This window comes from Nonomuraea sp. NPDC049695, assembly GCF_040674955.1.
GTDB lineage: Bacteria > Actinomycetota > Actinomycetes > Streptosporangiales > Streptosporangiaceae > Nonomuraea > Nonomuraea helvata.
In genome coordinates, this window is the sequence record NZ_JBFANV010000079.1 from 18733 (window position 1) to 40809 (window position 22077).

A 22077-nucleotide genomic window follows, 5' to 3' on the forward strand; every position below is an offset into this window, starting at 1 on the left:
TTATATCCCAGCATGCAGTGTTAAGTCCGGATTGTCGATAAAGGGCTGGCGCAGGTTTCCGCAGGTCATGGTACGCCCCCTCCCCCCAGGCGGACCTGGGAGGAGGGGAGCGGTCAGGCGAACACGTCCTGCTGGTAGCGTCCCGCCGCCTCCAGCCCGGCCAGCCACTCGGCGCCGTCCTTCCCGGTCCGCTCCCGGTAGAGGTCCAGCAGCACCTGCCGCACCGCCGGCGCCATCCGCAGCCCGTCGCCGCACACGTACACGTGCGCGCCCTGCGAGAGCAGATCCCACACCTCGTCGGCGTGCGCGGCGATGGCGTCCTGGACGTACCGGTACGGATGCCCCGGCACGGCGGAGTACGCGACGTGCGCGGAGACGCCCCAGCGGGCGAGGTCGCCGGCGTACAGCTGGTCGTGCTGAGGGTGGCGGCACCCGGTGAAGATCGCGGCCCGGCCGGAGGCGCCGGTCAGGACGCGTTCCTCGAGGAAGCCGCGGAGCGGGGCGAAGCCGGTGCCGGGGCCGACGAGGATCACCGGCGTGGCCGGGTCCTCCGGCAGCCGGAACGGCGGCGCGGGCACGCGGACGTAGCCGTAGAACACCTCGCCCTCCTTCAGCCCGGCGAGGTAGGCCGAGCACATGCCCTGGTACGTGCCGGTGCCCGACCACGCGGGCCCCTCCACCAGGCCGACGGTGAGGCGCACGAGCGAAGGGTCGGCCAGCGGCGAGGAGGAGACCGAGTAGTAGCGCGGCTTGATGGGCCCGGCCATCTCCAGGAACACCGGCAGCGGCAGCGTGATCGCCGGGAAGCGCTCGAGCAGCGCCAGCGCGGAGACGCGCTTGGCCAGGATCTCGTCGGCGTAGTTCTCGGTCAGCTCGGCGAGCTGACCGCGGGTCCACGGGCATGCGGTGTGCGCGGCCAGCGCCTCGATGTCGGCCCTGGTGGCCACGTCCTGCAGCTCGGCGAACTCGGTCAGCAGCAGGCCCGCCGTGACCGGCGTGTCCACGGGCAGGTGGGTGGATCCGGCGGCGCGCAGCCGTACCACCTGCTCGCGGGGGACGCGCAGGCAGCGCAGCGCCCACTCCACCAGCTCCGGGTCGTTCTTGGCGAAGACGGCCACGTGGTCGCCCGCCGAGTACGTGACGCCCTCGGGCAGCCTGGCCACGATCGAGCGCACGCCGGGACGCGGCGCCTCGATCGAGAAGTCCCAGAGCCCGGTGGGGTCGCCGGTCAGCTCCTCGTTGGAGACGACGGTCAGCGGGAAGGCGCGCGAGGAGACGACCGAGGGCCTGACCTCCGCCTCGCTCAGCACCTCCATCTCGTAGCGCGGACCGGCGGTCTCGGTGGCGGCGCTGTACTCCTCGGCCAGCGCGGCCCAGAGCTTGGCCGTCCACGCGGACACGTCGCCGTCGAAGTCGCCGTCCGCGTCGGCCTCGCCGCGCTCGATCAGCGGCACCGCCCCCGCGGCCGTCAGCTTCTCGTACGCGCGCTTCGGGAAGTCCTGGTACGTGGGCCACTGCGTGTTCCCGCAGCCCAGCACGGCCAGCCGCACGCCGGACAGATCGGGCAGCGTCTCCAGGGCGTCGAAGCGCTGGGCGTTGTCGGGGGCCTTGCCGTTGTAGGAGGAGGCGACCACGATCAGCAGGCCCTCGCTCGGCGGCGTCATGTCGTCGAGCGTGGTCAGCGTGCCGGCGAAGCCCGCGCGACCGGCCCGCTCGGCCAGGCGCTCGGCGATGTCGGAGCTGGTGCCGAGGTTGGAGCCGTACGCGACGGTGAGCGGCACGCCGGTGACGGCGATCTCCTGCTGCTCGCTCTCCTCGACCACCTGGGGCGCGACGGCCGCCCGCTCGTGCGCGCGCCGCTCGCGGACCCTGAGCGTGAACCCGTCGGGCTTGATGGTGAGCGTCTGCTTGATCTTCATGCGGTAGACGTTCGGATCGGAGATCGCGAAGCGCCGCAGGATCATCGCCAGCGCCAGCCTGGCCTCGGTGAGCGCGAACTGGCGGCCGATGCAGGCCCGCTCGCCGTTGCCGAACGGCTTGTAGGCCGCGCGGTGATGGCTCTTCTTGTTCTCCGGCAGCCACCGGTCGATGTCGAACTCGTCGGGCCGCTCCCACGCCTTGGGGTTGCGGTGCAGCACCGGCAGGAGCACGACGACACCCTGGTCCTTGGCGATGGGGTAGCCGCCGATCGTGGTGTCCTCGACCGCGCTGACGTTGAACGCCGGGATCGGCGACCAGTGGCGCAGCGTCTCCTCCAGGATGCGCGGGATCACGTCGAGCTTCATGATCGTCTCGTACGTGGGCGGCTCGTCGCCGGGCAGCAGCCGGTCCACCTCGTCGTAGGCGCGCGCCAGGGTGTGCGGCTCGCGCAGCAGGTTGTACAGCGCGAACGAGAGCAGCCCGCTGGTGGTCTCGTGGCCGGCGATGAGGAAGGTGAGGACCTGGTTGCGGATGTTCTCGTCGGACAGGCGGGCGCCGGTCTGCGGGTCGGACGCCTCCAGCATCAGGCCCAGCAGGTCCTTGGAGCCGGTGCCGCCCTCGGCGCGGCGCTGCCTGATCACGTCGTCGACGAGCTCCTGCATGGTGGCGATGTCGCGCCGGTAGGCCTCCTCGTGCGAGCGCTTGAGCTTGGTGACGAACGGCAGCTGCTGGTTGCGCAGCATGGCCTCGGTCAACGCGCCGCCCATGGCCTGGAGGAACGGGTGCAGCTCGGGCGAGTCGAACGAGCGGAACCGGTAGTCGAACCCGGTGAGCGAGATCGTGTCCAGGGTGAGCCTGGTCATGTCGTCGGCGACGGGCAGGTCCTCCCCCTGGCGACCTGCCCACGACTCGACGAGCTGCTCGGCGATCTCGAGCATCTGCGGGTAGTACGCCTTCATCGAGCGCTGGCTGAAGGCGGGCATCAGGATGCGATGCGCGTGCCCCCACACCGGCTCGTCGTGGTCGGCCGTGAACAGCCCGTCGCCGCCGAAGTCGCGCACGATCGTCAGCGGCGGGCGGATGCGCTTGACGAACCGGCTCTCGTCGCACACCTCCGCGACCATCTCCGGGTCGTACACCAGCACGATCGTGCGACCGGCGACCTCCAGCCGGAAGATGCCCTCCTCGTACCGGGAGGCGACCTGGACAAAGTGCTCCACCGGCGAGTGAGAGGGAATCTGCAGCGTGTTGCCCAGGATGGGCAGGCCCTGGGGTGCGGGAATCTGCGCCATGAATGCTCCCTTTCGAGTAGCCATACACCGTATGGCTCACGCTACCATACGGTGTATGGCGGTGAGCGCACGCAGGGGTACGCCTCTGACAATCGAAGAGATCTGCTCCACGGCGGTACGCCTGATCGACGAGAGCGGCGTGGAGGGGCTGTCCATGCGCAAGCTGGCGGCCGAGCTGGACGTCAACCCCATGTCGCTCTACCACCACGTGGAGAGCAAGGAGGCGCTGCTCGGGCTGGTCTGCGCCACCGCGGCCGAGCGCATGCACATGCCGCCGGACGACGGATCCCCCTGGCAGGAGCAGCTCAAGGCGCTGGGACTGGCCTACCACCGGCACGCCCTGGAACATCCGGCCCTGTGGGGATATCTCCACACCCATCCGCAGCTCATCTCCGACCATCGGCTGGCGATCTGGCAGACGCTCTACCGCATCCTGCGACTGGCGGGCGTGCCCGAGTCAGAGCTTCCGCGGACGAGCGAGATCCTCAACGCTTTCGTCGCGGGCGTCATCGTGGCCGAGACCCAGGGGCGCCTGTCGGACGACCCCGAGGAGATCGACCGCACCTTCGACCTGGCCGTCCACCTGATCATCAACGGCATGGTGAGCTTCTCCGCCTGATCAGGAGGTGCGTTGGAAAATCCAACTCGCTCGCGCTAGGGTGGGTTCAGTTTTCCAACCCACAGGGAGGGCGCGATGCGTGACGCGGTCATCGTGCAGGCCGTACGCACTCCGATCGGCAAGGGCAAGCCCGGCGGCGGCCTGACCGGGACCCACCCGGTGGACCTGCTGGCCCACACCCTGCGCGCGCTGATCGAGCGCGGCGGAGTGGATCCGTCGCTGGTGGACGACGTGATCGGTGGCTGCGTCGACCAGGTGGGCGAGCAGGCCATGAACACCACGCGCAACGCCTGGCTGGCGGCCGGCCTGCCGGAGTCGGTGCCCGCGGTCACCGTGGACCGGCAGTGCGGCTCGTCCCAGCAGGCCGTGCACTTCGCCGCGCAGGGAGTCATGGCCGGCGCGTACGACCTGGTGGTGGCGTGCGGCGTGGAGTCGATGAGCCGCGTGCCGATGTGGTCCAACGTGCCTGCCGGCACCGACCCGTTCGGCCCCGCGATGGCCGCGCGCTTCCCCGAGGGGCTGGTGCCGCAGGGCATCAGCGCCGAGCTGATCGCCGCCAAGTGGTCGCTCAGCCGCGAGCAGCAGGACGCGTTCTCCGCCGACTCCCACCGCAAGGCCGCCGCCGCGTCCTTCGCCGACGAGCTCGTGCCCGTCGCCGGGCTCGACCGGGACGAGTCGGTACGCCCCGCCACGACGCCGGAGATCCTGGCCGGCCTGAAGCCCGCCTTCGCGGATCCGGGCTACGCCGAGCGGTTCCCGCAGATCGACTGGTCGGTCACCGCCGGCAACAGCAGCCCGATCAACGACGGGGCGGCGGCCGTGCTGATCACCAGCTCGGAGACGGCGGCCCGGCTGGGCCTGCGCCCGCTGGCCCGCCTGCACAGCTTCGCCGTCGCGGGCGCGGATCCGATCCTCATGCTCACGGCCGTCATCCCCGCCACGGAGAAGGTGCTGCGCCGCGCGGGGCTGAATCTCGCCGACATCGACCTGTTCGAGGTCAACGAGGCGTTCGCGAGCGTCGTGCTGGCCTGGCTGCAGGAGACCGGCGCCGACCCGGCCAGGGTCAACGTCAAGGGCGGCGCCATCGCGCTCGGGCATCCGCTGGGCGCGAGCGGCGCCCGCATCGCCACGACGCTGGTGCACGCGATGCGCGAGCGCGGCGCCCGCTACGCCCTGCAGACCATGTGCGAGGCCGGTGGCCTCGCCAACGCCCTGATTCTCGAACGCCTCTAACGACAACCGAAGGAACAAGATGAACATCTCCGGCAGCGTCGCCCTCGTCACGGGCGCCAACCGCGGCCTGGGCGCCGCCTTCGCCCAGGCCCTCCTGGACCGGGGCGCCCGCACGGTCTACGCGGCGGCCAGGAACCCCGCCACGGTCACCGGCGCGGGCCTGACCCCGATCGAGCTCGACGTCACGGACCCGGCCGCCGTCGCGGCCGCGGCCGAGCGCTGCGCCGACGTGGACCTGCTGATCAACAACGCCGGCATCGCCCGCCTGGGGGCGGGCGACCTGGACTCGGCCCGCGCCGAGATGGAGACCAACTACTTCGGCACCCTGTCCATGAGCCGCGCCTTCGCCCCCGTCCTGGCGCGCAACGGCGGCGGCGCGCTGGTCAACGTGCTGTCGGTGCTGTCGTTGGTGTCGTTCCCGCAGGTGAGCACGTACGCCGCGTCGAAGGCGGCGGCGTGGTCGCTGACCAACGCCCTGCGGGTGGAGCTGAAGGAGCAGGGCACCCACGTCGTCGGGGTGCACGCGGGCTACATCGACACGGACATGGCCGCCGGCGTCACCGGCCCGAAGATCTCCCCGGCGGAGGTCGTCGCCCAGACCCTCGACGCCGTCGAGTCAGGAGCGTACGAGGTCCTGGCGGACACGCTCAGCAAGGAGACCAGGGCCGCCCTCTCGGGCGACCTCGCGCTCCTCTACCCGGCGCTGGCCACCGACCGCTGAGCCCGGCTCAGCCGGCGCTCGCCTCCCAGACGGCCTCGAACGCCGGCTCCGTGATCTCGGTCAGCTCCCAGACCTCCAGCGGCTGGTCGGCCAGGAAGCCGTACTCGTCCTGCAGGTGGCGCCACCAGTAGCGGCGGGCGGCCCGGTCGGGGCCCACCAGCACCTGCCGGACCGCCCACTGCTCGCGGCCGTCGCCCTCGACGCTCTCGAAGAGCCAGGCACGCCCGTCCTCGTCGCCCATGTGCCAGTAGCGGCGAGGCGCGTCGGACTCGGCGAGCTGCCTCACCAGCGGCTGGCGAAGATCTGGAAGCACCCGCCCACTCTAGAACGAGCGCAGCCCGCGCAGGGCGATCTCGACGCTGCGGTCCATGGACGCCACGATCTCCTCCTCCGACTGGCCGAGCTCGCGCGCGACATTGCCCGCGGACTGGACCCCGCCCATGAACACCCCGACCACCGCGGCGGCGCTGACCGGGTCGAGCCGGTCAGGGAAGGCCTCCTCCAGTTGCCCGGCCAGCTTGCGCTGCAGGCCGGACATCAGGTGCAGGGCCCTGGCCTGTACGGCGGGCACGGTCAGGAGGACCTGCTCGTAGACCTGCGCCAGCTCGCGGTCGCCAGCCATCGGGCCCGCGGTCAGGTAGTGGGTGATGACCTGTTTGTACGCCTTGAGCAGCACCTCGGCGACGCCGTCCTCCGGCGCACGCCGCGCGACCACGTCGGCCGCCATGTCCATGTACTGCTCGGCCTGGGCGAACAGCACGTCTTCCTTGGTCGGGAAGTAGTTGAAGAACGTCTTGGTGGCGACGTCGGCCGCGGCGGCGATCTGCGCGACGGTCGTCTGCTCGTAGCCCTGCTCGGCGAAGAGCCGGAGCGCCGTGCTGACGAGCAGCTGCCTGGTCTGTCGCTTCTTGCGCTCGCGCCGTGACTCCTCCACGGCCGACAAGCTTACACCGGATGTATCTTTACACGCCGGGGCGCCGTCCGGTCAGCGCGTGAGGCGCCAGACGCGGAGCGAAGGCCCGTCGCCGGGCAGCACGTCCCCGTCCTCGGCGTTGTAGACACCCAGGGCCCGTACGCCCAGGTGGAGCGGCGCGCCCGGCGCCCGCCGCACGCACACCAGGATCGACTCCTCGTACGTCTCGCGCGCGAAGACCAGGCAGTCCGCGTCGGCGTGCAGCCAGCGCAGTCCGCCGTGGCGCAGCGCGGGCTCGGCGCGGCGCAGCCCGAGCAGCTCGCGGTAGGCCGTCAGCGTCGCAAGGTCCTGGTCCGCGGGCCGGTTCCAGGGCATCGGGGTGCGGGAGTGCTCGCCGTTCACGCCGGTCAGGCCGAACTCGCTGCCCGCGAACACCATCGGTGTGCCCGGCAGCGTGGCCTGGAGCCCGAGCGCGAGCAGGTGGCGCTCGCGCGAGCCGGTGACGGTGCGGATGCGGGGCGAGTCGTGCGAGTCGAGCAGCTGCCAGGAGTGCACGAGCGAGCGCCACGACATGTGGGACGCGAACGATCTGAACGTGGCGAGCGTGGCCAGCCCGTCGCGTGCCGGCACGCCGCCCGGCGCGCCGAGGAAGTGGTCCAGGTCCAGCTCGGGCCCGCGCAGCCAGGTCCACACGGGACGGGTGAAGCCGCCGTAGTTCATGGTGCCGTGCCAGCCGTCGCGGTCGAGGTCGCTCGAGGCGTCGTGGTTGTGCTCGGCGATGAACGCGGCGTCGGGGCCGAGCTCGGCCCGCAGCATGGCGGCGACCTCGTGGGTGCGGTCCTCGGCGCCGCGCCTGCCGGTCATGTTGGCCACGTCCACGCGCCAGCCGTCGAGCGGCCCCAGCCACTTCTTCAGCACCGCCCGCATGCTCGAGCGGACGAGCTCGCTGCCCCAGTTGAGCTTGGGCAGCGTCTTGACGCCCCACCAGGACTCGTAGTCGCCGGTGTCGGGGTCGAAGTAGAACATCTCGCGCTCGACCGCGTTCACGTCGGACACGGCCGCGGTGAACCATTCGTGCGTGTCGCCGCAATGGTTGGTGGTGATGTCGCCGAGCAGCCGCATGCCGCGCGCGTGCAGCGCGCCCGACAGCCGGTGCAGGGCCTCGTCACCGCCGAGCAGCGGGTCGACGTGCTCGAACGTGGAGGCGTTGTAGCGGTGGTTGGAGCGGGCGGGGAAGATCGGCGTCAGGTACACGGTGTCGGCGCCGAGACCCTGGATGTGGTCGAGCCGCCGGGCGATGCCGTCGAGGTCGCCGCCGTAGAACTGCTCGGAGGTGCCCGGCCCGCTGGGGATGACCGGGTCGCGGTCCCAGTCACGCGGCAGCGCCCAGTCGGGCGGATCGGGCGTGAGCCCGGAGCGGTCGAAGCGGTCGGGGAAGATCTGATAGACGACCGCGTCGGACATCCACGAGGGCGGCGCCTGGTGGCACACGAGCCGGAAGTCGCCCGCGTCGGTCACGTCGTGCGTGACGAGCCCGGCCGCGGTCAGCCACGCCTGGCCGCCCTCGCTGTGGAGCAGGAATCGGTACGGGGTGACCGGGTTGACCGCGGTGATCTCGGCCCGCCACCAGACGTCGGTGCCGCCGTATCCGCCGGCGTCCCGCCGCGACGGGTCCGGCGCCGCCTCGGCGTAGCGCGGCTCCCCGTCGTGCACGGTACGTACGTGCACGCCCGTGACCCCGGCGGCGAGCGGCGCCCGCAGCCACAGCGTCACCCGCGAGCCCACGGCGGGTTCCTGGTCGGAGACGTACAGAGCTGAGCCGTCGTGATGCGGCTCCCCGATGAAACGCAATGAACCTATCCCTTGACAGCCCCGGCGGTGAGCCCGGAGACGATGTACTTCTGCAACCAGAGGAACACACCCACCGTGGGAATGGCGGTAAGCAACGTGCCCGCGGCGAACATGCCGAAGTTCGCGTTGCGGTGGTCGCCGGCGATCATGCCCCACATGCCGACGGCGAGGGTCTTGCTCTCGGTGTCGCGCAGGAACACGTTGGCCATGAGGAACTCGCTCATCGTGCCGATGAACGCCAGCAGCGCGGTGACCGCGAGGATCGGCGTGACCAGCGGCATGATGACCCGCCAGAAGATCTGCGCGTGCGTGGCGCCGTCCACGGTGGCCGCCTCGTCCAGCTCCTTCGGCACGGTGTCGAGGAAGCCCTTCATCAGCCAGGTGTTCACGCCGAGCGCGCCGCCGAGGTAGAGCAGCATGAGGCCCCACACGGTGTTGAAGCCGAAGGCCGGATACAGCTCGGTCACCCTGGTGAAGATCATGAAGATCGTCACGATGGCCAGGAACTGCGGGAACATCTGGATGAGCAGCAGCGCCAGCAGCCCGACCCGGCGGCCCCCGAAGCGCATGCGGCTGAAGGCGTACGCGGCGAACATCGACAGCAGCAGGCTCGCGAACGACGACATCAGCGCGATGGACACGGAGTTGAAGAACCACCGGCCGAACGGGTAGCTGTCGGAGCTCAGCAGGTTGGCGAAGTTGGCCAGGCTGGCGCCGGTCGGCAGCAGGTTGGTGGAGGCCAGCGTGCCCAGGGGGTTGATCGCGGCCGAGACCACGAACAGGATCGGGAAGAGCGCGAACGCGCACACGACCAGCACGAAGACATGCCTGAGGGCGAGTTTCACGCGTAGACCTCCTCCTGCTTGCGGGTGCGGCGGAACGCCACGGCCGAGATGAGGGCCACGATCGCGAAGATGAACACCGAGATCGCCGCCGCGAAGCCGAACTGCGCGCCGCCCGCCCCGAACGCCAGCCGGAACGTGTAGGTGATCAGCAGGTCGGTGGCGCCCACCTGTGGACTGTCCGCCGGGAACGGCCCGCCGTCGGTGGTGAGCGCGATCGCGTTGAAGTTGTTGAAGTTGAAGGCGAACGACGAGATCAGCAGGGGCGTGAGCGCGACCAGCAGCAGCGGCAGCGTCACCCGGCGGAACGCCTTCCACGGCGTGGCCCCGTCGATGGCCGCCGCCTCGGTCAGCTCGCGCGGGATGGCCTGCAGCGCGCCGGTGGTGACCAGGAACATGTACGGGAAGCCGAGCCACACGTTGACCAGGATCACGCCGAACCTGGCGGTGCCGGGCTCGCCCAGCCAGTCGATGTTGGCCCCGAGGAGCTGGTTGATCAGGCCGAAGTCACGGTTGAACATGTCGCGCCACACCAGCAGCATGGCGAAGGCGGGCATCGCGTACGGCAGGATCAGCGCGATCCGGTAGAACCGGGTGCCGCGCATCCGCGGATGGTGCAGCGCCAGCGCCACCGACATGCCGAGCGCGAACGTGCCGAGCACGGAGGCCAGCGCGAAGACCAGGTTCCAGCCCAGCACTCCGGCGAAATAGCCCGAAATAGTGGGATTTGTCAGCACACGGGCGAAGTTGCCGAGTCCGACGCCGACCTGCCAGCCCTGCGCCAGGTGCTCGCCCTTGGCGTTGACGAAGTACCCCTGCCCCTCGTCGGCCTTCCAGGTGTCGCCGTTGCCGCGTACGCAGTCGCAGCCGGCGTCGTACACGAGCGCCGCCTTGCCCTCGACGGCCCGGCTGAGCCCGTTCGCCTTGATCACGCCGTCGGCGGTGGGCACGGCCAGCGCGGAGATCTCCTTGCCGCGGGCGGCGGCCTCGGGCGCCTTGAGCACGGTCAGCCCGGGCGCGCTCAGCACCTTGCCGGTGACGCCGACCTGGGCGCCCGCCAGCGGCGACAGCCCTTTCGCGTCGCCCAGGCGCACCTGCTTGGTCTTCGGGTCGACCAGCAGGAACACCAGCTCCTCACCGCGCAGCGCTGTGGTCATGGAGTACTCGGGCGAGCCGGGGGCCTGCCGCACGGAGCCGGTCTCGATGGCGGTGACGGCGGCGTCCTTGTCGCCGCGGTGGCCGTCGCCGAAGTTCGTGAACGCGGTGGTGACCGTGTAGGCGACGGGGAACACCTGGAACGCGATGAGGAAGACGGTGCCAGGGACGAGGTACTTGGCCGGGACGAAGCGGCGGGTCAGGTAGAGGAAGGCGATGGCCGCGCCGGCGGCGCACAGCAGCGCCAGCGAGACCCAGGACCCGGCGGCCACCAGCGGCGGCACGGCGTAGAGCAGGATCGCGGCGGTCACGGCGAGCACCGCGACCCTGCTCACCACGAACGCCGTGGTGATCTCCCGGCGGGGCCGTGGAGACGTCGTGGCCTCCACGGCTTTGCGCACGTCGAGCGCCATGATCAGTGCTTGAGCGAGCCGTCGATGGCCTTCTGCGCGGCCGCGGCGGCCTTGGCCGCGTCGCCGCCCTTGACGACGGCGTTCTCGGCGATGCCGAACGGCTCCCAGATCGCCGCCATCTCGGGGATGGCCGGCATCGGGATGCCGTCCTTGCCGGCGTCCATGAACTTGACGGCGTCCGGGTCGCTCGACTGGACCTCCTGGAGGGCGGCGGTCAGCGCCGGGGGCCGCGGGTCGGCCTCGTACAGCGCCTTCGCGACGTCCTTGTTGGTCACGTAGTTGGCCACGAACTCCTGGGCCAGGGCCTTGTTCTTGCCCTTGGAGGCCACGAAGAACGTCTGCACGCCGACGAACGGGGTGGCGGGCTTGCCGTCCTTGAACGCCGGGACGGCCGAGATGTCGTACGCGATGCCGCCCTTCTTGACCTCGCTCATCGCCCACGGGCCGGAGATCAGGTAGGCGCACTTGCCGGCGGCGAAGTTCACGATGTAGTTCTCGTTCGTGATGGACGTGCGCAGCGCGCCGTCGCCCTTCTCGCCCAGGTCCTTGAGCTTGCCGAACGCCCTGACCGAATCGGGCGAGCCGACCAGCACCTTCTTGGCGTCGGGGTCACCGCTGGAGGTGGTGCCGAACAGCGCGCCTCCGGCGGAGGCGAAGATCGGGTAGACGTGGAAGGCGTCGCCCTTCTGGCCGACCGGGATGCAGAGCACCTCCTTGACCTTGCCGGCCGCCTTGAGCGCCTTGCCCTTGGCGATCATGTCCTCGATCGTGGCGGGCGCCTCGGGGGCGAGCTTGGTGTTGCGGATCAGCGCGATGTTCTCCACCGCGTACGGGGCGCCGTAGATCTGGCCGTTGAACGTCACGGCCTGGATCGCCTTGGCCGAGAAGGCGGCCTTCTGCTCGTCGGTCAGCGTGACCGGGTCGATGGCGCCGTTCTGCACGAGGTTGCCGATCCAGTCGTGCGCGCCGATCATGATGTCGGGGCCGCTGCCCTGCTCGGAGGCGGTGAGGAAGGTCGTCTGGTTGTCCTTGCTGATCTCCTTCACCTCGACGGTCACGCCGTTCTCGGCGCCGAACTGGTCGGCGAACGGCTTGAGCGGCTTGACCCGGCTGGGGTCCGCCCAGATCACGAGCGTGCCGCCGCTCTTCGCCGAGGTGGAGGCGGACGCACTGGGTGCCGCCGAAGAAGCCGGCTCGGAAGCCGGCTGGGAACCGCCGCACGCTGTCGCGGCGAACGCGAGGGCCGCGAGAGCGGCCACACCCAGAGCCCGCATGCGCATGGGACCTCCTGAGGTCACGGAGGAACGGCGACGCCACGCGAGCGCCGCCGTGATGAGAAAGCCGAACGTTTCCGGGACGTTAGCGGCTCTTTGCAAGAATTGGAAGAACTTGCGAAAGAGCGTTACACGATCCTCACCGCGGACACCACCGCCGGGGCTGCACGCTCTCCGCGAACACCGCGACCGAACGGCTTGAGGTGACTTCTGCAACTTTCCGCAAGTTGCACTTGACCGTCGCAAACCATCGCGACATCCTTCACCAGAACATCACCGACATCTCACGCAAAGGGACAGCCATGCTCGGCAACGACGACTGGTGGCGTGACGCCGTCGTGTACCAGGTCTACCCCCGCAGCTTCGCCGACGCCGACGGCGACGGCACAGGAGACCTCGCAGGCGTGCGCGACCGCCTCGGGTATCTCGCCGACCTGGGCGTGGACGCCATCTGGCTGAGCCCCTTCTACACCTCCCCCATGGCCGACGGCGGCTACGACGTGGCCGACTACCGGGACGTGGACCCCATGTTCGGCACGCTCGCCGACTTCGACGCGCTCATCGCCGACGCCCACGACAAGGGCATCAGGGTCATCGTGGACCTGGTGCCCAACCACTCCTCCGACCAGCACCCGTGGTTCAAGGCGGGGCTGCGCGAGCGCTACATGTTCCGCGACCAGCCCAACGACTGGGAGTCGATCTTCGGTGGCCCCGCCTGGACGCAGGTGGCGGACGGGCAGTGGTATCTGCACCTGTTCGCCCCCGAGCAGCCGGACCTCAACTGGGACAACCCCGACGTGCGCGCCGAGTTCCGCGACATCCTGCGCTTCTGGCTCGACCGGGGCGTGGACGGCTTCCGGATCGACGTGGCGCACGGCATGATCAAGGCCGAGGGGCTGCCCGACGTGGGGCCGAAGGAGGGCCGCCAGGCCGAGATGCTCGGTGACGAGCAGCTGCCCTACTTCGACCAGGACGGCGTGCACGAGATCTACCGCGAGTGGCGGCCGATCCTCGACTCCTATCCCGGCGGCCGGATGGCGGTGGCCGAGGCGTGGGTGTCCTCCCCCGAGCGGCTGGCCCGCTACGTCGGGCCCGAGGAGCTGCACCAGGCGTTCAACTTCGAGTTCATGATGGCCGACTTCCACGCCAAGTCGTTCCGTACGGTCATCGAGAAGTCGCTCAAGGAGGCGGAGCTGGTCGGCGCGCCCACCACGTGGGTGCTGTCCAACCACGACAAGCCGCGCCACGTCACCCGCCACGGCAGCCTGGCCCGCGCCAGGGCGGCCACGCTGCTCATGCTGGCCCTGCCCGGCTCGGCCTACCTCTACAACGGCGAGGAGCTGGGCCTGCCCGAGGTGCTCGACCTGCCGGACGAGCTGCGCCAGGACCCGGCGTTCCTGCGGACCGGCGAGAGCCGCGACGGCTGCCGCGTGCCGATCCCGTGGACGGCCTCCGACGGCTTCGGCTGGCGTGACCCGTGGCTGCCGATCCCCGGCTCCTGGGGGCCCCTGTCGGCCGAGGCCCAGGAGCACGACCCCGGCTCCACCCTGAACCTCTACCGGGCCGCGCTGAGGCTCCGCAGGGAGCACCCGGCGCTCGGCGGCGGCACGCTGACCTGGCTCGACTCCCCCAAGGACGTGCTGGCCATCGAGCGCGACCCCGGGCTGGTCGTGGTGCTCAACACGGGCGAGGAGCCCGTCCGGCTCGACCTGGGCGGCGAGGTCCTGCTGTCCAGCGGCCCGCTCGCCGACGACGGGGCGATCCCGCCGGACACCACCATTTGGCTCCAGCACTGACAGGGGTTGGTGGAATCTTTCCACTAACGCGGCATATGCCGGTAATCACGCTCGGTAGCCTGCCAGGGTGGCACCCTGGTGGGCCCGATCTCTTCGTGGCCGCGTAACCCTCATCGCGACGGCCGTAGCCGCCCTCGTGCTGATTCCGGCAGCCGTCGGCGGGGTGATCGTGACCAGATCGCTGATGTCGGCCAGCGTGTTCCGCGACACCAGGGACACGGCCGAGCGGATCGCGTACGAGATGCGCGGCGGCGCGCTGCCCATGGGGGCCTCCATCCCGGTGCCCAACCCGTCGGTCCCGCTGATCCAGGTGGTCGGCCCCAACGGGCAGATCCTCGCCAGCAGCGACGCGGCCAGGAACCTGCCGCCGCTCAGCGACCTGCGCCCCACGGCCGAGAACCGGCTGATCAACATGACGAACTGCCTGCCGACCGAGTGCATCCACCTCACGGCCGTCAGGGTCAGCATCTTCGCCGACTCCCCCGTCGTCTACGCGGGCCGCAGCACGCCCGACCTGCTCACCAGCCGCACCCTGGAAGTCGTCGTGTTCACCCAGGTCGGGATCCTGATCGCGCTGGCGTCGTGGGCCACGTGGCTGGTCACGGGGCGGGCGTTGCGGCCGGTGGCGACCATGCGGGCCGAGCTGGACGCCGTGCACGCGGGCGACCTGAGCCGCCGGGTCACGCAGCCGCCGGGGCAGGACGAGGTGGCCCTGCTCGCCAGGTCCGTCAACGGCACCCTGGCCCGGCTGGAACGCTCCGCCGAGCAGCAGCGCCAGTTCGCCTCCGACGCCTCGCACGAGCTGCGCACCCCGATCGCCGGGCTGCGCGCCCAGCTCGAGAGCGCCCAGCTCTACCCGGAGGACACCGACATCGAGGCGCTGGTGGAGAGCTCGCTGCGCGACACCGACCGCCTGGAGGCGATCATCACCGACCTGCTGCTGCTGGCCAGGATCGGCTCCCGGGTGGACGTGGTCAAGGAGCGGGTGGACCTCGCCGAACTGGTCCGCCAGGAGCTGGCCGTGCGCTGCGACAAGGTGCCCGTGCAGGTGGACCTGGACAAGGGGGTCGTGGTCGAGGGCGTACGGCTCCAGCTGGCCAGGGTCCTGACGAACCTGCTGGACAACGCCCAGCGGCACGCCGAGCACCGGGTCCGGGTCCAGGTGCACAAGGAGGGGAACGCCACGGCGGTCCTGGCGGTCGAGAACGACGGCATGGAGATCGCCGAAGAGGACCGCCAGCGCATCTTCGAGCGCTTCACCCGGCTGGACGCCGCCCGCAGCCGCGACGCCGGCGGCACGGGGCTGGGCCTGGCCATCGCGCGGGACGTGGCCATGGCCCATCGCGGTCAGATCACCGTCGAGGACTGCAAAGGTGGTGCCAGGTTCGTGGTGAGACTTCCGGCTGTTTGACCGGTTCTCGTAGATTTCCGGTGGTCATGTCATAGATCATGGTGCCATGAAGGAAGAAGCGCCGCAGGGCGTCGACCCGCACACCCCTAACGTGGCGCGCATGTACGACTACTTCCTGGGTGGCAAGGACAACTTCAAGGCGGACCGGGATCTCGCCGACCAAGTGCTCAGTGTGATCCCGGAGACCCGCGACGGCACCAGGGAGAACCGCGCGCTCATGGGCCGGTTCGTGCGTTACCTGTGCGAGCAGGGCATCACGCAGTTCCTCGACCTCGGCTCCGGCCTGCCGGCGCAGGAGAACGTGCACGAGGTGGCCCTCAGGCACTCCCCTGACGCGCGCGTGGTGTACGTGGACAACGACCCGGTGGTGGCCACGCACGGCAGGGCGCTGCTGGCCGACCCCGACCGGGTGGCCATGGTGCTGGGCGACGTGCGCCGGCCGCAGGAGATCCTGTCGAACCCGGAGGTGCGCGGGCTGCTGGACCTGGACCGGCCGGTGGCCCTGCTGATGATGTTCCTCCTGCACCTGATCCCCGACGAGGACGACCCGCGGGGCTTCGTGGCCGCCTACCGCGACGCGCTGGCGCCGGGCAGCTATCTGGCCATCTCGCACGTGGGCGGCGACTCCCACTCCTCGCTGACGGACCGGGTGAGCCAGTTCTACGAGAGGGCCAACATGCCCTTCAGGCCGCGGCCCGGCGAGGAGATCTCCGCCTTCTTCGGCGACTTCGAGTTCATCCCGCCGGGCCATCTGGTCAACGGTGTGGGGCCGGACCTCGAATGGCCTTACGTCGACCCCCACACCCCCATCTTCCTGGACCCGGAGCTGTCCCTCATGGGTTACGCGGCCATCGCCCGCAAACCCTGGAACTAGACCTTCGTGAGCTCCCGGTCGCCCGACTCGTCGGGCTCCGGCGGCTCCTCGCCCTCGTTCTCGTCCAGCAGCGTCGCCTCGTCGAACGGCGCCTGCCCCGCCAGCACCATCGCGGCGCGCTCCCGGTCGAACTCGCCGGTCCAGTGGGCGACGAGCACGGTGGCGACAGAGTTGCCGGCGAAGTTCGTCAGCGCCCTGGCCTCCGACATGAAGCGGTCGATGCCCACGATGAGGCCGACCCCGTCGACCAGCGCCGGGCGGTGCGCCTGCAGTCCTCCGGCCAGCGTGGCCAGCCCGGCCCCGGTCACGCCCGCGGCGCCCTTGGAGGCGATCATCATGAACAGCAGCAGCGCGAGCTGCTCGCCGAACCGCAGCGGCGCGCCGGTGGCCTCGGCGATGAACAGCGTGGCCATGGTCAGGTAAATGGCGGTGCCGTCGAGGTTGAAGGAGTAGCCGGTAGGCACGGTGATGCCGGCCACGGTCCTGCTGACGCCCATGTGCTCCATCTTGGCGATGAGCCGCGGCAGGGCCGTCTCGGAGGACGAGGTGGACAGGATCAGCAGGAACTCGCGGCCCAGGTACTTCAGCAGCGACCACAGGTTGATCCGGGCGACCAGCCACAGGATCGAGCCCAGGACGACGCCGACGAACAGCAGGCAGGTGATGTAGAAGGCGACCATGATGATCGCCAGGCTCTTGAGCGCCTCGATCCCCGTCTCGCCCACCACGGCGGCCATCGCGCCGAACGCGCCGACGGGCGCGGCCCACATGACCATGGCGAGGATGCGGAAGACCAGCCGCTGGAAGTGCTCGATGCCGCGCAGGATCGGCGTGCCCTTGTCACCCATGGCCTGCAGCGCGAACCCGGTCAGCAGCGCGACGAGCAGGGCCTGCAGCACCGAGCCGCCGGTCAGCGCCGACACCAGCGTCTTGGGGATGATGCCGAGCAGGAAGTCGACCGTGCTGGCCTCACCGCCCTTGGCCGCCTGCGCCTCCGCGGCCTGCTTGGCGGCGTCGCTCAGGTGCAGCCCCGAGCCCGGGTCGATGACGTTGCCGACCACCAGGCCGATGAGCAGGGCTACCGTGGACATGACGATGAAGTAGCCGAGCGCGAGACCGCCGACCTTGCCGACCTTGGCGGCCTGGCGCACCGAGCCGATGCCGAGCACGATCGTGCAGAAGATGATCGGCCCGATCACCATCTGAATGAGCGCCACAAAACCGGTGCCCAGCGGTTTGAGCTCCTTGCCCACGTCCGGCCAGACGAACCCGACCAGGATTCCCAGCAGGACGGCGCCGATGACGGCGAGGTAGAGATACCGAGTGCGATCACGCATGGGGGGTTCTCCAGCAGTGATGGAATTTCCTTCTAGCTTTCTGAGTATGGCGCTCACAGTGACGTAGGTCACCATTGAGTAAGTTTCGTTCACGGGGGAGGTGGCAAAATGCGGCGCTGGAGCCTGGCGGGACAGATGTTGGTCCTGCAGCTCCTCGTGGTCGCCGTCACGGTGGCGGGCCTGGCGGTGCTCGCCGTCGTGCAGACGCGTGAGCTCGTGACCGACGAGGCGAGCGGCAAGGCCAGGGCCGTCGCGGTGAGCGTGGCGGCCTCGCCCGACGTGCTGGAGGCGCTCGACGGCCCGAACCCGTCCGCGCGGCTGCAGCCGTACGCCGAGCACGTACGCCACCAGACGGGCGTCGACTTCATCACCATCATGAAGCCGGACGGCACCCGCTACACCCACCCGACCCCCGCCGAGATCGGCAAGCGTTACCTCGGCCACACCGAGCGGGCGCTGGCGGGCGAGACGTTCAGCGAGACCTACACCGGCACGCTCGGCGAGTCCACGCGGGTGGTGACCCCCGTCATGTCGGGCGGCCGGGCGCGGGCGCTGGTCAGCGCGGGCATCACGGTCGAGAAGATCAGCGCCAGGGTCCGCGACCAGCTCGCCTGGGGCGGCCTCGTCGTCGCGCTCGCGCTCTCGCTGGGCGCGGCCGGCACGTGGCTGGTCACCGCGCGGCTGCGCCGCCAGACGCACGGCCTGGGCCCGGTGGAGCTCGGCCGCATCCACGAACACCACGACGCGGTCCTGCACGCCGTCAGGGAGGGCCTGCTGCTGGTCGGCAAGGACGGCACGCTGACGCTCTGCAACGACGCCGCGCGTCACCTGCTCGGCCTGCCCGCCGACGCCGAAGGACGGCACGTGGACGAGCTGGGCCTGTCCGAGGTGCTGGCCGCCGACCAGGAGCGCGTCCATCTGGTCGGCGATCGGGTGCTGGCGGTCAACAGCGCCGCCAGCAGGCTCGGCACCGTGGTGACCGTGCGCGACCACACCGAGCTGCAGGCGCTGACCGGGCAGCTCGACGCCGAGCGCGGCTTCGCCGACTCGCTGCGCTCGGCCGCCCACGAGGCCGCCAACCGGCTGCACACGGTCATCACGCTGGTCGAGCTGGGCCGTACCGAACAGGCGGTGGCGCTGGGCACGGCGGAGCTGCGGGCCGCGCAGGAGCTCACCGACCGGGTGGTCGCCGCGGTCCGCGAGCCGGTCCTGGCGGCGCTGCTGCTGGGAAAGAGCGCCGAGGCGGCCGAGCGCGGCGTCGAGCTGGTGATCAGCCAGGACAGCGAGCTGGACGACCTGGGCCTCGACCCGCGCCAGATGGTCACGATCGTGGGCAACTTGATCGACAACGCCATCGACGCGGCCTCCCGGGTTGAGGTGCACCTGTGCGCCGACCGGGACGGCGTCGTCATCAGGGTGGCCGACAACGGCCCCGGGCTGGCCGACCCGCACGCCTTCGACAAGGGCTGGACCACCAAGGGCGACGGGCACGGGCTCGGGCTGGCCCTGGTGGGGCAGTCGGTGCGGCGGCTGGGCGGCACCATCGACGTGGAGGGCTCGGTGTTCACCGTGCGGCTGCCCGTGCCGGAGCGTGTGCCATGACGCTCCCGGCACCGGGCGGGACGATCTCCGTGCTCATCGTCGAGGACGAGGAGATCACCGCGGAGGCCAACCGCATCTACGTCGAGCGGATCCCGGGCTTCGAGGTGGCCGGCGTCGTCAGGACCGGCGGCGAGGCGCTGCGCTTCCTGCGCGGGAAGCCGGTCGACCTCGTCCTGCTCGACCTGCACCTGCCGGACATGCACGGGCTGGAGGTGTGCCGGGCGATCCGCGCGGGCGGGCTCATGTGCGACGTGATCGCCGTCACCTCGGCCCGTGACCTGGCCATGGTCCGCTCGGCCGTCTCGCTCGGTGTCTCCCAGTACCTGCTCAAGCCGTTCACCTACGCGACACTCGTCGAAAAGCTCACGCGTTACGCCAAGTTCAAGGACGAGGCGGGCGTCGCCGTCGGGCAGGGCGACGTGGACCGCGTGCTCGGCACCCTGCGAGGCAGCTCCGAGCTGCCCAAAGGCATGGCGCGCGACACGCTCGACACCGTCGCGGCCAAGCTGCGCGACAGCCCCGACGGCATGGCGGCGCAGGCCGTGGCCGACGCGATCGGAGTGTCTCGCGTGACGGCCCGCCGTTACCTGGAATACCTGGTGGAGCTGGGGATCGCGGCCCGCATGCCGCAGTACGGCGGGGTGGGCCGGCCAGAGTTGCTCTACCGGATCCCCATGGAAAGTTAATGACGGTGACGCTGGCCGTTCAATCCGGGCCTCTAGCTTCTGGGTGCAGTCCATTGCACTGAGGAGACTTACCTTGCGAGTCCTGGCCGTAGTTCCCGCCCGCGGAGGTTCGGCGGGCGTACCCCTGAAGAACCTCGCCCTGGTCGGCGGGGTCCCGCTGGTCACCCGCGCGGTGCGCGCCTGCCTGCGGGCTGAGCTCGTGGACCAGGTCGTGGTCAGCACCGACCACGCGGGCATCGCCGAGACCGCCAGGCAGGCGGGGGCGGTCGTCGTGGACCGGCCCGAGGAGCTGAGCGGCGCCACCGCCTCCAGCGAGTCGGCCGTGCTGCACGCGCTCGACGCCCTCGGCGCGGACCCCGAAGTCGTCGTGCTGGTGCAGTGCACGAGCGCGTTCATCGACCCCGACGACCTGTCCGCCGCGGTGCGCAAGGTGCTCGACGGCGAGGCCGACTCGGTGGTGTCCGGGCTGCCGACGCACGAGTTCCTGTGGACGGCGGCCGGAGCCGGGATCAACCACGACCCGGCCGTCCGGCAGCGCCGGCAGGACCGCGACGCCCAGTTCCGCGAGAACGGCGCCTTCTACGTCATGCGCACCTCCGGCCTGCGCGAGCACGGCCACCGCTTCTTCGGCGAGGTCGCCGTCCAGCCGGTGCCGCCGCAGCACGCCATCGAGATCGACAACCCGGAGGATCTGGAGCTCGTGCGCGCGCTCGCCCCGTTCATCGACCAGCCCGAGCCGATCGACGTGGACGCCGTCATCACCGACTTCGACGGCGTGCACACCGACGACCGCGCCTACGTCGACTCCGACGGCCGCGAGATGGTGCTGGTCAGCCGCTCGGACGGGATGGGCGTCTCGCTGCTGAAGCGGTCCGGGGTGAAGGTGCTGGTCATGTCCACCGAGCACAACCCCGTGGTGGCCGCCCGCGCCCGCAAGCTGGGCGTGCCCGTGCTGCAGGGCCTGGCCGACAAGCGGACCGTGCTGCGCGACTGGCTCACCATCGAGGGCCTCGACCCGGCCCGCGTCGCCTACGTCGGCAACGACGTCAACGACCTGGGCCCGATGGCCGAGGTCGGCTGGCCCGTCGCCACCCCCGACGCGCACCCGCGCGTGCGTGCCGCCGCCAGGACCGTGCTGACCAGGCCTGGCGGGTCCGGAGCCGTGCGCGAGCTGTGCGACCGCGTCGTGGCCGCCCGGCCCGAGCTGCCGGTGGTCGAGGTCAAGGAGCGCCCCAGGCTGGGCCCTGTGGCGATCGGCGACGTGCTGGTCGGCGACGGCGAGCCCGTGTACGTGATCGGCGAGATCGGCATCAACCACAACGGCGACCTCGACATCGCCCGCCGCCTCATCGACGTGGCCGCAGACGCCGGCTGCCAGGCGGTCAAGTTCCAGAAGCGCACCCCCGCGATCTGCGTGCCCGAGGAGCAGAAGGGCCAGATCAGGCAGACGCCGTGGGGCGAGATGACGTACCTGGAGTACAAGGAGCGCACCGAGTTCGGCTACGACGAGTACCGGCAGATCGCGAAATACTGCGACGAGCGCGGCCTGCACTGGTTCGCCTCGCCGTGGGACGTGCCCTCCGTGCAGTTCCTGGAGGAGATGGACGTCCTCGTCCACAAGGTGGCCTCCGCCAGCGTCGCCGATCACGAGATGCTGCGCGTCCTGGCCGCCACCGGCAAGCCGATCATCCTGTCGACCGGCATGTCCACGCTGTCGGAGATCGACGCGGCCGTCGAGATCCTCGGCACCGACAAGCTGATCATGATGCACGCGACGTCCACGTACCCGCTGCCGCCGGAAGAGGCGAACCTGCGCACGATCACCACGCTCAAGGAGCGCTACGGCGTGCCCGTCGGCTACTCCGGCCACGAGCGCGGCCTGCAGATCTCGCTCGCCGCGGTCACGCTCGGCGCGGTCTGCGTGGAGCGGCACATCACGCTCGACCGCACCATGTGGGGCTCCGACCACGCCGCCTCGCTGGAGCCGGCCGGCCTCGAGCACCTGGTACGCGACATCCGCATCATCGAGCAGGCCATGGGCGACGGCGTCAAGCGCGTCTTCCCCGGCGAGGAGGCCCCCAAGGCCCGCCTGCGCCGGGTGACCGTCTGACCTCGTCCGCGCTCTGGAGAGACAACCC

Annotated in this window: 17 protein-coding genes; 9 read left to right on the top strand and 8 right to left on the bottom strand. The window is 70.5% G+C overall.

The features are described from left to right. Nucleotides 1–113: 113 nt before the first annotated feature. Nucleotides 114–3212, bottom strand: a complete 3099-nt coding sequence (locus AB0J64_RS43535; RefSeq protein ID WP_364041400.1) for a cytochrome P450 — start codon at nucleotides 3210–3212, stop codon at nucleotides 114–116. A 61-nt stretch (nucleotides 3213–3273) separates the two neighbouring features. Between AB0J64_RS43535 and AB0J64_RS43540 the strand changes: the two genes are divergently transcribed. The 3 genes from AB0J64_RS43540 (at nucleotide 3274) to AB0J64_RS43550 (ending at nucleotide 5785) form a co-directional block, all read left to right on the top strand. Then, entirely contained in the window at nucleotides 3274–3831 is a 558-nt protein-coding gene (locus AB0J64_RS43540; protein ID WP_364041402.1) for a TetR/AcrR family transcriptional regulator, read from the top strand. A 75-nt stretch (nucleotides 3832–3906) separates the two neighbouring features. Continuing rightward, nucleotides 3907–5064, top strand: a complete 1158-nt coding sequence (locus AB0J64_RS43545; RefSeq protein WP_364041404.1) for a thiolase family protein — start codon at nucleotides 3907–3909, stop codon at nucleotides 5062–5064. 19 nt (nucleotides 5065–5083) lie between these two features. Beyond that, nucleotides 5084–5785, top strand: coding sequence for an SDR family oxidoreductase (locus tag AB0J64_RS43550; protein ID WP_364041406.1), 702 nt, complete (start codon nucleotides 5084–5086; stop codon nucleotides 5783–5785). A gap of 7 nt (nucleotides 5786–5792) precedes the next feature. Here the strand turns inward: AB0J64_RS43550 and AB0J64_RS43555 are convergent, their stop codons facing one another. Genes AB0J64_RS43555 through AB0J64_RS43580 form a run of 6 tightly spaced genes read right to left on the bottom strand, consistent with a single transcriptional unit; the run spans nucleotide 5793 to nucleotide 12239 of the window. Continuing rightward, complete coding sequence (locus AB0J64_RS43555; RefSeq protein ID WP_364041408.1) at nucleotides 5793–6098, bottom strand: hypothetical protein; 306 nt, start codon at nucleotides 6096–6098, stop codon at nucleotides 5793–5795. A gap of 9 nt (nucleotides 6099–6107) precedes the next feature. After that, nucleotides 6108–6719 carry a TetR family transcriptional regulator gene (locus AB0J64_RS43560; protein WP_364041410.1) on the bottom strand — a complete coding sequence of 204 codons (612 nt, stop codon included), beginning with the start codon at nucleotides 6717–6719 and terminating at the stop codon, nucleotides 6108–6110. 51 nt (nucleotides 6720–6770) lie between these two features. Then, on the bottom strand, nucleotides 6771–8549 hold the full coding sequence (locus tag AB0J64_RS43565) for a glycoside hydrolase family 13 protein (protein WP_364041412.1): 1779 nt from the start codon (nucleotides 8547–8549) through the stop codon (nucleotides 6771–6773). A gap of 5 nt (nucleotides 8550–8554) precedes the next feature. Next, nucleotides 8555–9394 (bottom strand): sugar ABC transporter permease, encoded by an 840-nt coding sequence (locus AB0J64_RS43570; RefSeq protein ID WP_364041414.1) that lies wholly within the window; start codon nucleotides 9392–9394, stop codon nucleotides 8555–8557. Beyond that, nucleotides 9391–10959: an ABC transporter permease subunit gene (locus tag AB0J64_RS43575; protein WP_364041416.1), complete on the bottom strand. Its 1569-nt coding sequence runs from the start codon at nucleotides 10957–10959 to the stop codon at nucleotides 9391–9393. Before AB0J64_RS43575 ends, AB0J64_RS43570 begins: the two co-directional genes overlap by 4 nt. Before the next feature lie 2 nt (nucleotides 10960–10961). Continuing rightward, nucleotides 10962–12239, bottom strand: coding sequence for a maltose ABC transporter substrate-binding protein (locus AB0J64_RS43580; protein WP_364041418.1), 1278 nt, complete (start codon nucleotides 12237–12239; stop codon nucleotides 10962–10964). A 296-nt stretch (nucleotides 12240–12535) separates the two neighbouring features. Here AB0J64_RS43580 and AB0J64_RS43585 point away from each other — a divergent pair, with 296 nt between their 5' ends. The 3 genes from AB0J64_RS43585 (at nucleotide 12536) to AB0J64_RS43595 (ending at nucleotide 16314) form a co-directional block, all read left to right on the top strand. Then, nucleotides 12536–14029, top strand: a complete 1494-nt coding sequence (locus AB0J64_RS43585) for a glycoside hydrolase family 13 protein (protein ID WP_364041420.1) — start codon at nucleotides 12536–12538, stop codon at nucleotides 14027–14029. Between the two features lie 67 nt (nucleotides 14030–14096). After that, entirely contained in the window at nucleotides 14097–15440 is a 1344-nt protein-coding gene (locus tag AB0J64_RS43590) for a HAMP domain-containing sensor histidine kinase (protein WP_364041422.1), read from the top strand. A gap of 46 nt (nucleotides 15441–15486) precedes the next feature. Beyond that, on the top strand, nucleotides 15487–16314 hold the full coding sequence (locus AB0J64_RS43595) for an SAM-dependent methyltransferase (protein ID WP_364041424.1): 828 nt from the start codon (nucleotides 15487–15489) through the stop codon (nucleotides 16312–16314). Here AB0J64_RS43595 and AB0J64_RS43600 read toward each other — a convergent pair. Next, nucleotides 16311–17651, bottom strand: a complete 1341-nt coding sequence (locus AB0J64_RS43600) for a cation:dicarboxylase symporter family transporter (RefSeq protein WP_364041426.1) — start codon at nucleotides 17649–17651, stop codon at nucleotides 16311–16313. The two genes, AB0J64_RS43595 and AB0J64_RS43600, sit on opposite strands and share 4 nt — an antisense overlap. Nucleotides 17652–17759: 108 nt before the next feature. Between AB0J64_RS43600 and AB0J64_RS43605 the strand changes: the two genes are divergently transcribed. The 3 genes from AB0J64_RS43605 to AB0J64_RS43615 all read left to right on the top strand — a co-directional run bounded on the left by AB0J64_RS43605 (nucleotide 17760) and on the right by AB0J64_RS43615 (nucleotide 22049). Next, the gene (locus tag AB0J64_RS43605; protein WP_364041428.1) at nucleotides 17760–19253 is read left to right on the top strand and encodes a sensor histidine kinase; all 1494 of its coding nucleotides are present in this window, start codon (nucleotides 17760–17762) and stop codon (nucleotides 19251–19253) included. Then, on the top strand, nucleotides 19250–19939 hold the full coding sequence (locus AB0J64_RS43610; protein WP_364041430.1) for a response regulator: 690 nt from the start codon (nucleotides 19250–19252) through the stop codon (nucleotides 19937–19939). The genes AB0J64_RS43605 and AB0J64_RS43610 overlap by 4 nt, the downstream gene beginning before the upstream one ends. Nucleotides 19940–20012: 73 nt before the next feature. Continuing rightward, entirely contained in the window at nucleotides 20013–22049 is a 2037-nt protein-coding gene (locus AB0J64_RS43615) for an N-acetylneuraminate synthase family protein (RefSeq protein WP_364041432.1), read from the top strand. Nucleotides 22050–22077 lie beyond the last annotated feature (28 nt).